Source organism: Mediterraneibacter flintii, assembly GCF_055387595.1.
This window is the reverse complement of sequence record NZ_AP031405.1, coordinates 3,835,725-3,851,148: the sequence shown is the minus strand read 5'-3', so window position 1 is coordinate 3,851,148 and position 15,424 is coordinate 3,835,725. Positions and strand designations below refer to the sequence as shown.

13 protein-coding genes are annotated in these 15,424 nt (G+C 42.4%); 11 read left to right on the top strand and 2 right to left on the bottom strand.

The genetic code is table 11. The annotated features are described in order from the left end of the window. Positions 1–35: 35 nt before the first annotated feature. The 8 genes from ACZ5C4_RS18300 to ACZ5C4_RS18265 all read left to right on the top strand — a co-directional run bounded on the left by ACZ5C4_RS18300 (position 36) and on the right by ACZ5C4_RS18265 (position 7,719). Entirely contained in the window at positions 36–1,202 is a 1,167-nt protein-coding gene (locus ACZ5C4_RS18300; protein ID WP_464522256.1) for a trans-sulfuration enzyme family protein, read from the top strand. A 44-nt stretch (positions 1,203–1,246) separates the two neighbouring features. Further along, positions 1,247–2,674, top strand: coding sequence for a Na+/H+ antiporter NhaC (gene nhaC, locus ACZ5C4_RS18295; protein ID WP_464522255.1), 1,428 nt, complete (start codon positions 1,247–1,249; stop codon positions 2,672–2,674). A gap of 30 nt (positions 2,675–2,704) precedes the next feature. Then, positions 2,705–3,694, top strand: coding sequence for a D-isomer specific 2-hydroxyacid dehydrogenase family protein (locus ACZ5C4_RS18290; RefSeq protein WP_464522254.1), 990 nt, complete (start codon positions 2,705–2,707; stop codon positions 3,692–3,694). 179 nt (positions 3,695–3,873) lie between these two features. Continuing rightward, positions 3,874–4,779 carry a quinolinate synthase NadA gene (gene nadA, locus ACZ5C4_RS18285; protein WP_464522253.1) on the top strand — a complete coding sequence of 302 codons (906 nt, stop codon included), beginning with the start codon at positions 3,874–3,876 and terminating at the stop codon, positions 4,777–4,779. Between the two features lie 18 nt (positions 4,780–4,797). Beyond that, positions 4,798–5,985, top strand: coding sequence for an L-aspartate oxidase (locus ACZ5C4_RS18280; RefSeq protein WP_464522252.1), 1,188 nt, complete (start codon positions 4,798–4,800; stop codon positions 5,983–5,985). A gap of 36 nt (positions 5,986–6,021) precedes the next feature. After that, the gene (gene nadC / locus ACZ5C4_RS18275) at positions 6,022–6,873 is read left to right on the top strand and encodes a carboxylating nicotinate-nucleotide diphosphorylase (protein ID WP_464522251.1); all 852 of its coding nucleotides are present in this window, start codon (positions 6,022–6,024) and stop codon (positions 6,871–6,873) included. A 36-nt stretch (positions 6,874–6,909) separates the two neighbouring features. Next, entirely contained in the window at positions 6,910–7,434 is a 525-nt protein-coding gene (locus ACZ5C4_RS18270) for a 3H domain-containing protein (RefSeq protein ID WP_464522250.1), read from the top strand. Positions 7,435–7,536: 102 nt separating this feature from the next. Further along, complete coding sequence (locus ACZ5C4_RS18265; protein WP_464522249.1) at positions 7,537–7,719, top strand: hypothetical protein; 183 nt, start codon at positions 7,537–7,539, stop codon at positions 7,717–7,719. Positions 7,720–7,976: 257 nt separating this feature from the next. Here the strand turns inward: ACZ5C4_RS18265 and ACZ5C4_RS18260 are convergent, their stop codons facing one another. After that, entirely contained in the window at positions 7,977–8,444 is a 468-nt protein-coding gene (locus ACZ5C4_RS18260) for a helix-turn-helix domain-containing protein (RefSeq protein WP_464522248.1), read from the bottom strand. 172 nt (positions 8,445–8,616) lie between these two features. Between ACZ5C4_RS18260 and ACZ5C4_RS18255 the strand changes: the two genes are divergently transcribed. Both ACZ5C4_RS18255 and ACZ5C4_RS18250 read left to right on the top strand, forming a co-directional pair. Beyond that, complete coding sequence (locus ACZ5C4_RS18255) at positions 8,617–9,786, top strand: class I SAM-dependent methyltransferase (RefSeq protein ID WP_464522247.1); 1,170 nt, start codon at positions 8,617–8,619, stop codon at positions 9,784–9,786. Next, positions 9,787–12,225 carry a C39 family peptidase gene (locus tag ACZ5C4_RS18250; protein ID WP_464522246.1) on the top strand — a complete coding sequence of 813 codons (2,439 nt, stop codon included), beginning with the start codon at positions 9,787–9,789 and terminating at the stop codon, positions 12,223–12,225. It begins immediately after the preceding gene. Between the two features lie 132 nt (positions 12,226–12,357). Here the strand turns inward: ACZ5C4_RS18250 and ACZ5C4_RS18245 are convergent, their stop codons facing one another. Then, positions 12,358–12,942: a TetR/AcrR family transcriptional regulator gene (locus tag ACZ5C4_RS18245; protein WP_464522245.1), complete on the bottom strand. Its 585-nt coding sequence runs from the start codon at positions 12,940–12,942 to the stop codon at positions 12,358–12,360. Positions 12,943–13,144: 202 nt separating this feature from the next. On the opposite strand from ACZ5C4_RS18245, the gene ACZ5C4_RS18240 reads away from it, so the two are divergent. Then, on the top strand, positions 13,145–15,199 hold the full coding sequence (locus ACZ5C4_RS18240; RefSeq protein ID WP_464522244.1) for an oxidoreductase: 2,055 nt from the start codon (positions 13,145–13,147) through the stop codon (positions 15,197–15,199). Positions 15,200–15,424: the final 225 nt, after the last annotated feature.

Sequence of the window (15,424 nt, the reverse complement as noted above, 5' to 3'; positions counted from 1 at the left end):
ACCGCTGGTGAATCTGGCAGAAATAGGAGGGTAATATGGGAACAAGTGAAGAATTGATGCCCAAGATTGATCGAACTGATATTTTTGAAAGGAACAAAGAATATGAAAAGATGAACTTTTCAACCCGCGCGATAGATGTGGGGAACTATACGGATCGTTCGGCAGTGCCTATCTATGCATCGGTGACATCAGGCACAACGTATCAGAGAAACGGAGATCCTAGCAGAGACGCACTTTGTGCAAATATTGCATCTCTAGAGGGGGCGGCATATACGCTGGCAACAGCAAGCGGCGTATCCTCGGTGACGTTGTCACTTCTGGCATTGTTAAACCATGGAGCGCGTATTATCTGTCATAAGGATCTATATCTTTGGACGTATTTTTTTGTGAAGGAAGATTTGCCGCGGCTGTTGAATGCAGACGTTGTAATGATAGACATGACAGATACGGAGGCGTTGGAGAGAGAATTAAAGAAGGGTGATACAACGCTGATTCTGACAGAGACAATTACGAATCCGATGTTGGAGGTAATTGACCTAAAGCGGTGCAGCGAGCTGTCTCACAAGTATGGAGCAAAACATATCAATGACAATACATTTGCTTCACCGTATCTTTGCAGGCCCTTGGAATTAGGATGCGACGTAGTCTGTGAGAGCGTTACGAAGTACATAAATGGACATGGGGACGCCCTGGGAGGCGCGATCAGTACAAATGAACACGAGATTTATTATAAGGTGCAAAGGATGATGGGAGAGCTTGGCCCTTGTCTGAGTCCGTTTGGTTCCTTCCTAATTATGCGCGGAATACAGACCCTGTCAATGAGAATGGAGAGACACTGCGACAATGCAGAGAAGCTGGCGGCGTATCTTGGAACGAAGCCATTTGTAAAAAATCTGATTTATCCGGGACTTAAGGAACATCCACAGCATGAGCTTGCCAAAAAGCAGTTGAAGCGCTTTGGGGGAATGCTTTGCTTCCAGTTAGATGTAGACCATGACACACTATACAACGAATTTCTTACAGAGCTGAAGCTGTTTAAGCACTGGGTGAGCTTAGGAGAGGCACATTCTTTGATCAGCCCAAAGGATGCAGATGCCGAGAAGGGAATTCCGGCAGATTTGATTCGTGTTTCAGTCGGACTGGAGGATGTAAATGACTTGATTGCCGATCTGGAAAAAGGATTTGAAAAAGCGATTCGGTAAAAGAGATACAAAAGAATATAGGAATGAATAGGAGTGAGGTAATTATGGAAAAAGAAAAAAACAGAAAAACCCCGTCATGGCAGTATTCAATTATAGTATTTGCGGTGATCGTACTGTTTATAGCCCTGGGCTATGCGCTGTTTAAGATTGATTTTGCAATTCTGTTGTTTGTGTCATGGCTGCTTGCAGGAGTTTTTGCAATGCCTTTAGGGTTTAAATTCAGAGAGATTGAAGACTTTGCATATGAATCCGCGAAAAAATGTATTCCTTCTTCAGCGATTATTTTAGCTGTAGGTATTATGATTGCCGCATTTATGGCAGCAGGAACGATTCCGTCCATTCTGGTGGGAGGAATGGAAATTATTACACCGAAGTTTTTCTTACCGTTTACCTTTTTGTTCTGCTGCGTCATCTCTGTGGCTACCGGTACATCCTGGGGGACAGCAGGAACAGTAGGTGTGGCAATGATTGGTATAGGAACTGCGCTTGGCATTAATCCGGCTTTTACATCCGGCGCAATTATATCCGGCGCTTATTTTGGGGATAAAATGTCTCCGCTTTCTGACACAACAATTCTGGCTTCCACATTGACAGAGACAGACATTTTCGTACATATTAAAGCGATGCTTTGGACAACCATTCCGGCGGCGGTTCTCTGCGTGATTGTCTATGGCGTAATGGGAGTTGTGACAGCAAACGACAATTATGATAGGGCGGCTGCAGATGCGTTTGTAGAATCTTTACAGGGCTTATATCACATTAATTTCCTGCCGGTGATTCCTCTGATTGTTGTTATCGTGATGATCCTGATGCGGAAATCAACCGTTGTGTCCCTGTTGGTAGGCGCTTTGCTTGCGGCGGCGATCGCTGTTGTATATCAGGGAGTGTCGATTTCTGATCTTGGAACTTTTCTGACCAGTGGTTATGTGGCAAACACAGAAGATACAATGGTTACTTCTATCTTAAACCGCGGCGGGCTGACAAGTATGTTAAAGCTCCTTTCTATCTTCATCAGTGCGTTAGGCTTAGGAGGTATTTTAACAGGCACCGGAATCTTGCAGCCAATCTTCGACATGCTTGTAAGAAGAATTAAGACAGGAAAAGGCGTTCTGCTTTCCGCATATGTTACAACCTGGCTTGGTATTACCTTAGTGCCGACCTATAATTTCCCATTTGTAATGGATGCGACATTATTTAATCCTTTGTTGAAACGTTATAATTTGAAATCGGAAAATCTTTCAAGAATCATGGAGGATGTTGGTACCTTAGGCGGAACACTGATGCCGTGGAGCACAGGGCCGGTATTTGTGGCAGGCGTTTTGGGAGTATCGGCCGGACCTATGTGTCAATACAATTTCCTTGCAATGTTTGTACCGGTCATTTCTCTGATTTATATTCTGACCGGATTTGGACTGAAGAAGATCGATCCTTCGAGAGATTTCTCCGCAATCGAATGTAAGGCAGAAGAATAAAAGACAGAATTATTGCAAAAGGAGTCAAACATGAAGATTTTTATATATGCAATGCGTGAGTTTGATGAACTAGATGTGGCAGAGAAACTGAAAAAAGAGTATGGGATTGACTTTGAATGGAGCGCCCAATATCCGACTTTGGAAAACGCACATTTGGCGCAGGGGTGTGATGCGGTGAGCACCACGCCTTGTGAAATGGGCGCCGAGCTTCTAGATAGATTTCATAGCCTGGGAGTAAAATACATCACGACACGCTCGATTGGATATGACCATATCGACCTACAGAGGGCGGGAGAGCTCGGAATGCGTGTAAGCAATACGAAATATGACCCAGACGGAGTTTCCAATTATACAGTCATGTTGATTTTGATGTGTCTGCGGAATATGCTGTATATTTTAAAATGTGCGGAAGTGCAGGATTATACCCTTAGAAAAAAGATAGGAAGAGATCTGGCTTCGTGTACGGTGGGCGTGATAGGGACCGGACAGATTGGGGCGAATGTAGTGCGAAATCTTTCGGGATTTGGATGTAAAATATTAGCATATGATATATACGAAAAAGAGAATTTGCCCTGTGAATATGTTACTCTGGAAGAACTGTACGAAAAGTCTGACATCATTACCATACATACGCCGGCGACACCGGAGAGTTATCATATGATAAACGCACAGACGATATCCCATATGAAAAAAGGAGCTATGCTGGTGAATTGTGCGAGAGGAAGTATGATTGATACAGATGCTCTGATTGAAGGCCTGGAATCCGGGCAGCTCGGAGGAGCAGCTCTGGACGTGCTGGAAAAAGAAGATGGTCTGTATTATTACAACCGCATGGGAGATGTGATCGAAAACCGAACGATGGCAATTCTTCGTTCCTTTCCTAATGTGATACTTTCTCCACATACGGCATTTTATACGGATAAGGATGTGGAAAATATGATGCGGTACAATTTTGACAGTCTGTACCGTTTTGAAAATGGGCTGGAGAATCCTTTGGAAGTAAAACTGCCGGTAAAATGACATATCTGAGAGTTTATTTGGAAAAATAAAAGATAAAAACAGAAAGAATAAGACCTCCTCGGACATAAAACTTCGAGGAGGTCTTTATTGTACGGAAGTTGTTGTAAAGTTATGTGTCTTGTCACATGTAAAAACATATGCTATAATAATGTGAATTTACGGAGAGGAAGAGGACAATTATGACAATTATTGATGAAATAAACCGGTTGAAGAAGGAGAGGGACGCAGTAATCCTTGCGCATTATTATGTAAACAGTGAAGTGCAGGAAATTGCGGATTATATTGGGGATTCTTTTTATTTAAGCAAAGTTGCCGTAACTTTGAAGGAAACGACAATTGTTTTCTGCGGGGTCTCTTTTATGGGAGAGAGCGCGAAGATTTTAAATCCTGAGAAAACAGTACTGATGCCGGATAGAGAGGCAGATTGCGCAATGGCACATATGGCAGACAAAAAAACGATCCAAAAAATCAGGACAGAATATACAGATCTGGCGGTAGTCTGTTATATTAATTCCACAGCGGAGCTGAAACGATATGCGGATGTCTGTGTGACTTCGGCAAATGCGGTAAAAATAGTAAAAGCACTTCCAAACAAACATATATTTTTTATACCAGATAGAAATCTGGCACATTATGTTGCTTCGCAGGTTCCAGATAAACATTTTATATATAATGAAGGTTTTTGTCCGATCCATGAAAAAATGAGGAAAAAAGAGATTGAGAACTTAAAAGCACTTCATCCACAGGCTGAAATTCTTACTCATCCGGAATGCCCACAGGAGATTTTAGAGTTGTCAGATTATATAGGGAGTACGTCTGGAATCATTGCCTATGCAGGGCAGAGCAACTGTAAAGAGTTTATTGTCTGTACAGAGGAAGGAGTGCGGTATATGTTGGAAAAAGAAAACCCTGGAAAGACATTTTATTTTACAGAGACTGTTCCGATTTGCCAGGACATGAAAGAAATTACCCTGGAGAAAATCAGACGGGTACTTGAAACGGGAGAAAATGAAATACATATGTCAAAGGAGGCTATAACAGCCTGTGAAAAGCCTCTAAAACGTATGTTGGAGCTGGCAAAATAGATAATGGGAGATAAGAAGATGAAATTAAAGGCTGATGTGGTAATTGTGGGTACAGGGGTGGCAGGTCTGTTTGGCGCTCTGAATTTACCTTTGGATAAACAGGTTATCATGCTGACAAAATCAGATATAGAAAGCAGTGATTCCTTCCTTGCACAGGGAGGAATCTGCGTACTGCACGACGAGAATGACTATGCCGCATATTTTGAGGACACAATGAAAGCAGGACATTATGAAAACAGGAAAGAATCTGTCGATATTATGATAAGAAGTTCTAGGGAAATTATTGAAGATCTGGTTGCCAGCGGTGTTGAATTTGAAAAGAAGAATGGAGAATTTGTGTATACAAGAGAAGGGGCACACTCCAGGCCGCGCATACTTTTCCATGAGGACATTACAGGAAAAGAGATTACGGGAAAACTGCTTAAGAGAGTAAAAAAGCTTGAAAATGTTCAGATTTTCGAGTACACTACTATGACAGATATTATAGAAAAAAACAGGAGATGTGCGGGGGTATATGCTGTCAATGAGAAATGGGGAAAAATAGAGATCTATGCAGACTACACTATTCTGGCGAGTGGCGGGATTGGCGGTCTGTATAAACATTCTACGAATTTTCCACACCTGACGGGAGACGCGGTGGAGATTTCTAAAAAGCATGGAATACGTCTGGAAAATTTGGATTATGTACAGATTCATCCGACTACTTTATATTCGAAGAAGCCAGGAAGAAGATTTTTGATTTCCGAGTCTGTCAGAGGAGAAGGAGCAGTACTGTATAATAAAGATAAGAAACGGTTTGTAGACGAATTGCTTCCGCGGGATATAGTAACAAAGGCGATTCGTGAGCAGATGAAAAAAGACGGTACAGAGCATGTATGGCTCTCTATGGAAAAGATTGACAAAGAGACGATCTTGAAGCATTTCCCGAATATATATGAACACTGTCTGGAAGAAGGCTATGATGTGACAAAGGAATGTATACCGGTTGTTCCTGCACAGCATTATTTTATGGGCGGAATCTGGGTGGATGCAAATAGCCGGACATCGATGGAACAGCTATTTGCCGTTGGAGAGACGAGCTGTAACGGTGTGCATGGTGCAAATCGGCTGGCGAGTAATTCCTTGCTGGAGAGCCTTGTTTTTGCAAAGCGCGCAGCGCAGAAAATTATAGAGTGTTACAGACAGAAAGTAAAAGAGAGTGCGTAAGTTTCTTTAAGTGTATAGAAGGAAAGGAAAGAAAAAATGAATAAGATTACAATGACGCTTCAGGCAGACCATTTGATATTAGAAGCATTAAAAGAAGATATTTCCAGTGAGGATGTAAGCACAAATGCAGTGATGAAGGAGGCTGTAACAGGAGAAGTAGAATTAATCTGCAAACAGGATGGTATTGTAGCGGGGCTGGATGTATTCAAAAGGGTATTCGAGCTTTTGGATGCAGAAACGAAAGTAGAATTTTATTGCAAAGACGGAGAAGAAGTACGAAATGGGCAGCGAATGGGAAAGGTAGTCGGTGATATACGGGTACTTTTATCCGGAGAAAGAGTCGCATTGAATTTTCTTCAGAGAATGTGTGGTATTGCTACCTATACACATGCAGTATCAGCCTTATTGGAAGGAAGCAGAACAAAGCTTCTGGATACGAGAAAGACGACCCCGAATATGCGAATTTTTGAAAAGTATGCAGTGCGTGTAGGAGGCGGATACAATCATCGCTATAATTTGTCAGACGGAGTATTGCTAAAAGATAATCATATCGGGGCAGCAGGGAGTGTAACAAAAGCAGTAAAGATGGCAAGAGAATACGCACCGTTTGTAAGAAAAATAGAGGTAGAGGTAGAAAATCTGGATATGGTACGCGAGGCGGTTGAGGCAGGAGCAGACATCATTATGTTGGATAATATGTCGGCAGAGGATATGGCAGAGGCGATCAAAATCATAGACGGCAGAGCACAGACAGAGTGTTCTGGAAATGTAACAAAGGAGAACATCAGCAGAATTGTAAATCTGGGGGTAGACTATATTTCCAGCGGGGCATTGACCCATTCAGCGCCAATTCTGGATGTTTCTCTGAAAAACCTGCATGCAGTATAGAAAAGTATTATATAAGTAAGGAAAGGAAAAGAACAGATGACTGGACAGGAAAGACGAAATGCAATTGTGGATCAAATTAAACAAAGTGGTGTTCCTGTGTCCGGAAAAAGACTGGCATCCGATTATCATGTGAGTCGTCAGGTAATTGTGCAGGACATTGCTCTGATACGTGCGGCAGGACATGATATTATTTCTACGAACAGGGGATATATTTTGAATGAGCCTTATCGTGTGAGCCGGACGTTTAAGGTTCAGCATACAGATGAACAGCTGGAAGAAGAACTGTTTTCAATTGTAGATCTGGGAGGCAGGATTATAAATGTCATGGTAAATCATAGAGTTTATGGGCATTTAGAGGCAGAGCTTAATATTACATCCCGCCGGACGGCGCTTCGGTTTTTAGATGATATTAAGAGTGGAAAATCCAGTCCTCTGAAGAATATTACCTCCAATTATCATTATCATACCGTTGAAGCAGACAGCGAGGAAACACTGGATATGATAGAAGAAATGCTGGCACAAAAAGGATTCCTGATTGAACAGGACTTAGTGGAAGTATAAAATGTTTATATACAAAAGCCCCAAATATCCCGATTAATTCCCCTGCCTTGTAGATTAGGAAAACATGGCATGATTGTCCGGAGCTCGGGGAGAGAGGTAAAAATGGAAAAAGCCGACTGGATTGTTCCCATCGGCTCTGATAAAATTTATAATTTTATTTTTAGGAAGCTTAACGCTCCTGTGTTCTTGCACGTTCTCGTTTTAAAAGTTTCTGGTAAGAAAAATCTAAAATCCGTTCTTTGCGTTCCTTTAGCATGGTCTTATAAAAGGAGATTTGCAGATTAGACAGAAACGGGGTTTCGTCCACGATTTTATCTATTTTCTCCATATCGATCTTTGGAAGAATCCGCTTCAGCGCCTTGTTGCAGTCTTTGTTCTGCAGGGAAGACAGAAAATCAAAGTACCGGATTTTCTGTCCATTTATTTTAATCCCGGAGAGGGGAATTTCAGCATATATTGTTCTCCGTTATAAATTACGGAGATCTTGCTTCCGTTGGCCCCCGCATACGCCTTGTTGCGCACAGGGAGGTTGGTAAAATCAATCATACACAGTCACCTCGTTTTATCCTTAAATATTTTTCTCGCAGATACCACGCCTGTTCCGGAGAAATTTCCTGCCCGGATTCTGCAGCGTTAATATCCGCGTTTAACTCACTCCATGCAATATCCCAATGGTAATCCGTTTGTCCGCTGTCCTCAATCGCCCAGGAAGCGCACATCTGTTTAACGGAATTTTGCAGATAAGGCGGCAGCCCCCGTTCCAGATATTCCCGGTTTGCAGGAAGCCCGGTTTCTTCATCATAGACAGGTTCTTTCTGTTCAAAGGCCAGAATGTCCTCCATTGTACATTGAAGCGCCTTTGCAAGCTGCCAGATAGTTTTCGCAGAGCATTTCTGCAAAGAGCTTTTCCCGGAGCATATATCCATGATAGTGGTTTTGGGAACACCGCTTAATTTTGACAGACGGTATTTACTGATTCCTTTTGTATCCAGATATGTTTGCAAGTCCATTCTTATCATCCTTTCTTCTGTTCTCATTGTATCGGTATACCGTCCCTACGTCAAGCAACTTCTCACAGAAACGGAAGCGTCAGTCCAAAGGCATCTGTTTTAAATGTTGCGGGATTTAACAGATTGCTTTACAATGTATAATTGTAGCAAAAGGTTCTAAGAGGTGTCAGATATGGAACATTTGGGTAAGATATTAGAAAATGTTTTAGATAGAAATTTTATTCGCGCTGTGATAAGTAATCCAAGAGAAAAAGAGGGAATACGAAAGGTAAAGGTACGTCCGATTGAAAAGAAAGACGCGTTTTACTTCCAGTTTGAGGCATATACAAAGACACAAGTATTTCACGAAAATTTAAGCGCCGAAAAAGCGTTGGAAAAGATACTCTTTTATATGAAGGAATTCAAACAGATGCAGATGGTAAGCAAAATGATGGAGTATACAGTGCTTGTGAGTAAAAAAGGGAAAGTAACTGTACAAAAAAGAAAGGCAGCAGATAATTTGCAGCAGATGGATTTTTCTCATAACAGAAGTAAAAAATATATACTGGAGGAAGGAAAGGCAATCCCGTTTCTGATAGATTTGGGAGTGATGACAAAGGAAGGTAAAATTGTACATGCAAAATTCGACAAATTCCGCCAGATTAACCGGTTTTTAGAATTTATCGCGGATATTCTTCCCCAGCTTGATAAGGATAGGGAAATAACGATTTTAGATTTTGGATGCGGCAAGTCTTATCTGACGTTTGCAATTTATTATTATCTGCATGAATTAAAAGGATATGACATAAAAATTATAGGACTGGATCTGAAAACAGAAGTGATTGAACATTGCAGTTCTTTAGCACAGAAATATGGCTATAAGAAGCTGTCATTTTTGAAGGAGGATATTGCGGATTATGAGGGTGTGACTGCTATAGATATGGTTGTGACGCTTCATGCCTGTGATACGGCTACAGACTATGCACTGGCAAAGGCAGTCGGATGGAATGCGAAGGTGATTCTTTCTGTACCATGCTGCCAGCATGAATTAAACAGACAGATAGAGAACAAAGCGCTTAGTCCGATTCTGGATTATGGACTTTTAAAAGAGCGTATGGCGGCGCTAGTCACAGACGGGCTTAGGGCAAAATATCTGGAACGAGAAGGATATGAGACGCAGATATTGGAGTTTATTGACATGGAGCATACACCGAAGAACATCTTGATACGTGCAGTGCAAAGGAAGCAGAGAAATGGAAACAGCAAAGAGACAAAAGCCGGTGATGAAATCAGAAGCTGCGAGGAATTGCTCTGTGTACATCCGGTTCTGGGTAAGTTGCTTAACAGTAAGAAGGAGAAATAAATGAAGAAAAGACTGATAAAGGCGGGAGTGCTGTCTGTTGTTTTTCTGGCGGCGCTTGTGATCAGCAGCCTGATTATAAATAGAGGTACAGACGATGCTACTGTGGATTTAGGGGATCCTACACTTCCGCGGGTATATTTTACAGTAGAAGGATATACAGTCAATACACTGTCTGGTTATGTAGAAGAGATGGATATTACTGCAATGCGGGATACGATTACTCCTCTGGATGTAAATCAGTCCCTTACTATGGGGATTCAAACCGGAGAAATACCCGTAAAGCAGGTAAAGTATGAGGTTTATTCACTGGACGGAGAAGAGGTGTATAAAACAGGCGAGGCAGAAGATATTCAGGAAAATGAGATGACGCTGGACTTAAGCGGAGCATTGGATGAAAATGTGCAGGAAGCAGTTTTACGTATCATTTTAGCGACAGAAGAGGGGGAAAGTTATTACTATACGCGTATAGAAAGGCAGGATGAGCTTTCAATAAAGGAGTGCATACAATTTGCCCAGGATTTCCACAATAAGACGTTTGATGAGGCAAATGCAGAGGAACTGAACAGTTACCTTGAACCAGATGAGACGAGTGACAATACCACATACCAGACGGTAAATATTCATTCTGACATTACGCATATTTTATGGGGAGATTTAGCGCCGCAGATTTCCGGAGAGACAGAATGGAGTATCAAGGAAAGCAATACAGTATATACATCGATCCTCGCAAAATATCAGGTGACTTGTACCGGAGATACAGGGGCGGCAGAAACGTATAATATAAAAGAATTTTTCCGAGTGCGGTTAAGCGAAGAGGAAATGTATCTATTGGATTATAACCGCAGTATGAATCAAGTGTTTGACGGAACGCAGAATGTGTTGGATAAGAATGGGATTTTATTAGGAATCGCTTCAGGCGACATTCCGTATGAGACAAACAGCGATGGAACAATACTTGCATTTGTACAGGAGAGAGATTTGTGGATTTATAACAGAGAAAAAGACGAACTTTCTCAGGTATTTAGTTTTGCAAATAAGGAAGGGTATGATGTGCGCAGCAGGAATGACCAGCATGCAGTGCGCATTATAAGTATGGAGAACAATGGAGATACCGTATTCGCAGTATATGGATATATGAATCGGGGGATGCATGAGGGAGAAGTCGGGGTCGCTGTTTATCAGTACAGCAGCAAGAAAAATGCGGTAGAAGAAAAGGCGTTTATCCCAAGTACGAAATCATTTGCAATAGCGGAAGATGAGTTTGGCAAAATGGTATACTACAACAAGGAACAGGAATTGCTGTTTGTACTGGCAGGAGGTACCTTGTATCAGATAAATCTGGACAATGACAAACAGACTGTATTGGCAGAGGAATTGGAGGAAGGTCAATATACTGTATCGGAGGACGGACATCTGCTTGCATACCAGACCAGCGGCTCTTTGAACAGTGCAACAGAAATAAAAGTTCAAAATTTATCAACAGGAGACGAGTATACGATTGAAGCGCCGGAAGGAGATGCGATTCGTCCACTGGGGTTTGTCGCGAATGATTTTATATATGGTAAGCTTCATCCCGAGGACTCTGGAAAATCAGTATCCGGAGAAGAGATAGCTCCAATGTATGAATTGGAAATTCGCGATGTTGAAAACAAAGCAGTAAAAAATTATTCCGCTGAAGGGACGTTTATTTCGGATATTCTTGTGGAAGAAAATCTGGTGACGATTAATCGGGTTGTAAAAAACGAGGATGTTTATCATGCAACAAGTCCGGATTATATTACAAATAATGAAGAAAGAAAGGACAGAAAGGTTACTCTTGAAACGGTCGTAACGGATTTAAAAGAGACGCAGATAAGGTTTACATTTAATGAAGAGTTGAAAAGTGAGTCTCCGAAAATTCTTCGTGCAAACCAGATCTTGAAGGAGCGTCCAATTACAATTAGTCTAAGTGACAAGAGTAAATCGGAGAAGTTCTATGTGTACGGCGTAGGCGAATTAGTAGCCGTATATGATAAAGCAGGCTATGCAATTCAAAAGGCGGAGCAGGTCTCTGGAGTCGTAATCTCGTCCAATCAGACATATATATGGGAAAAAGGGAACAGAGATCTTGTCTACTATACAGAAGCAGGTGCATTTGAAAAAGGAGAAGGAGAGACTTCTTTAGAAGCTTGCGAAAGATATATGGAGGAGTATGCTCCGGAGGCGAAAAAGATAGACTTGACAGGTTGTACCTTGAATCAGGTACTATATGTGATCAATAAGGGATGTCCGGTTATCGCGCTGACAGATTCCAGCCATGCCATTCTACTGACAGGGTATACTACAACAGATGTGACTTATGTGGATCCGGATACAGGAGAAGAAAATACGGTGAGCGTCAATGATATGGAAGCTATGGCAAATGGCAGCGGAAATACATTTATTGGTTATGTACATTGATAGCAGAGTAGGAATTTATCCCTCAGACTGTAGACAAAACGGTTCGTGGACATGTCACCGCGAACCGTTTTTTTGCAGGTTCTGAACCGGCAGGACGGTCAGAAAGATGATTAAAAAAATCTGTGTCTAAATTTAATAGGAATAATAATGGAGCACCATATCAGTGATACGCAGTATTTTTTCCGTGAGGTCATAGGAACCACTGTGCAGGCACCAGTCATATATGATGCCGCGCGTCCCGGAAAGAATATCCTCTGTAATCACAGAAGGGTCACCGTTAAGAATAGAGTCTGAAAGCATCTGCTCTACACAAGACTTAATGGTCTGATAAAAAAAACGCTGTGTGTCGAGGATGTATTTTTCTCTGCTGGAAAGCTGGTTCTTGAAATATTGGAGCGCCGCGGGAGCACCGAGCTTTTCCATGGAGTGTGCCTGCGCTGACACGAGAAAGCGTACGGAATCCAAAGGTGAATCCGGATGGCCCGAATACCATGCGGTCTCAGATTCATCATCAAATAATCGGTATCCTTCGTCTAAAATATTCTCCTTACTTTTGAAGTGATGATAAAAAGCGCCGACAGATACTTCAGCTTTGGTACAGATGTCCTGTACGGTAACATTTTCGAAAGATTTTTGGGCAAAAAGTGAGACTGCACAGGAAAAGATTTTTTGTTTTGTTTCCAGAGCCTGCCTCTGGCGGTTTGTTTTTATTTCCATAGCGTAACCTCGTGTCTGGAGTATATTTAAAAACAGCATATCACGCAGAAAAAAATAATTCAATGAAATTTTAACCGTCAATTTTAACAAAATAATATTCGGCGAATTGTATTCTGTGACAATAGAATTTAAGCAGTCTTAGTGTTATAATCTTAACAAAAGGTTGAAAGAAGTCTCAGAAGAGACAAGAAAGGAGTTTGCTATGGGAACTAAGTATCAACATTTGTTTTCACCGATCAAAGTGGGAAGTACAGAACTGCCAAACCGTATTGCAATGATGCCGATGGGAGTATTCTCCCCTCGTCTTTTAGACCAAAAGACAGGAGCATATACAAAGGACGGGGCGGACTACTATATTGAGAGAGCAAAAGGTGGTACCGGTCTGATCGTCACAGGAGTAGTACCCATCATCCCTATGCCGGGAAGAAATCCGGTCAACTACCCGGAGGAATATATAGAAAAAATGCGTTATCTCACCGATGGGGTACATAAGTATGGTTCCAAGATCTTTATCCAGTTTACGGCAATGACTGGACGTGCGGCAAATATAAAGAGTGAGGTTGAATGGAAAATGCTTCCGGCGCCTGCTCCGATCCAGAATGTATGGGATCCGACGCTGATCAACAGAGGGATCACGAAAGAAGAAATCAGGCAATATGTAGAGAATTTTGCTCAGGCAGCGTATCTTGTAAAGCAGGCGGGAGGAGACGGAGTGGAAGTACACGCAGTCCACGAAGGGTATCTGCTTGACCAGTTCGCGATCGCTTTCTACAATAAAAGGACGGATGAATACGGCGGAAGTCTTGAAAACCGTCTTAGATTCGCAAAAGAGATCGTGGAAGCCATCAAAGAAAAATGTGGGAAAGAATTTCCGGTTTCAGTCAGATACAGCGTCCGCAGTTATGTAAAAGACTACAATAGAGGAGCACTTCCTTGGGAGAAATTTGAAGAAAAGGGACGTGATCTGGCAGAAGGGATCCAAGTAGCGAAACTGTTGGAAAAGTATGGATATGATATGCTGGATTGTGACAATGGAAGTTATGATTCATGGTTCTGGCCGCATCCGCCGATGTACATGCCGAAAGCATGTAACCTGTCTGACGTGGCGGAAGTAAAAAAAGCGGTAAACATACCGGTTGTCTGTGCGGGACGTTTTGACGATCCGGATCTTGCAGAAAAGTCGATCGAAGAAGGAAAAATCGACATCATGGGAATGGGACGTCCGCTTCTGGCTGACCCGGAACTGGGACAAAAGTTTTATGAAGGCAGGCTGGAGGATGTCCGCCCATGTATCTCATGCCATCAGGGATGTTTGGGACGTATTTTCCAGGGGAAGGACATCAGTTGTGCCGTGAACCCGGCATGCGGACGTGAAAAGAGTTATGCACTGACACCTGCCAAAACGAAGAAAAAGGTTCTGGTCGTGGGTGGCGGATTAGGCGGAATGGAAGCTGCAAGAGTATGTGCACTGCGGGGACACGAGGTGGATCTGTATGAAAAGACAGACAGTCTGGGCGGAGTGTTCGTGGCAGCGGCAACGCCTGATTTTAAAGATGATGATAAGAAGCTGCTTGCATGGTATAAAAGACAGATGAAAGAGCTTCCAATCAATGTCCACATGAATACGGAAGTAACAGAAGAGATGACAAAAGGCTATGATGAGATATTTATAGCTACGGGTGCGAGAGAACGGCGCCTTGATACACCGGGGCTTGACGCTGCGAATGTGACTTATGCATGCGAAACTCTGAGAAAAGGCGGCGTGAAGGAGGAAGGAGAGAATATCCTCATCATCGGAGGCGGGCTTACAGGCTGCGAGATCGCTTATCTGTACGCACGCGAAGGGAAAAAAGTAACGCTAGTGGAGATGACGGAGACGATCCTCAACGCATTCGGATTATCAGCGGCAAATTATAATATGCTGATGGAAATTCTTGATTACTATAAAGTGAAGGTGATAAAAAATGCCGTGGTAGATGAATACAAAGATGGAAAAGCGATCATCACTGAGACCGTAAAGAATTATCCTAATGTGGCGAACCGGGCAAAACTGATGTTTGCATTAGGACCGCAGGGGATGGCAGTTAAACATGAGATCGCAGCGGACCACATCATTGTATCCGTGGGATATATACCGGATAACAGACTGTACGAGAAAATCAAAGGAGAGCACACATATCTGATCGGCGATGCAAAGCGGCCGACAAATGTGATGGATGCCATCTGGGCGGCATATGATATCGCTAGAGAATTATAATCGTAAGTTTGGAAGAAGTGAAAGATTTTATAGCGATTTGGGGCGCGAAAGTATTGAATCGGTTTTCTTGATGTAGAAAGTTTGTTTATAGACGGCACCTACATCAAAGCCAGTGCCCGTGTAAATACCGTAATGAGGTCGTCCGAAAAGAAGTACGCAGTTATGAGGAGAAGCTGTAGGGAATGTCCATGATAGTGTGTTCTTCCTTCTGAGGAATTATTCCTG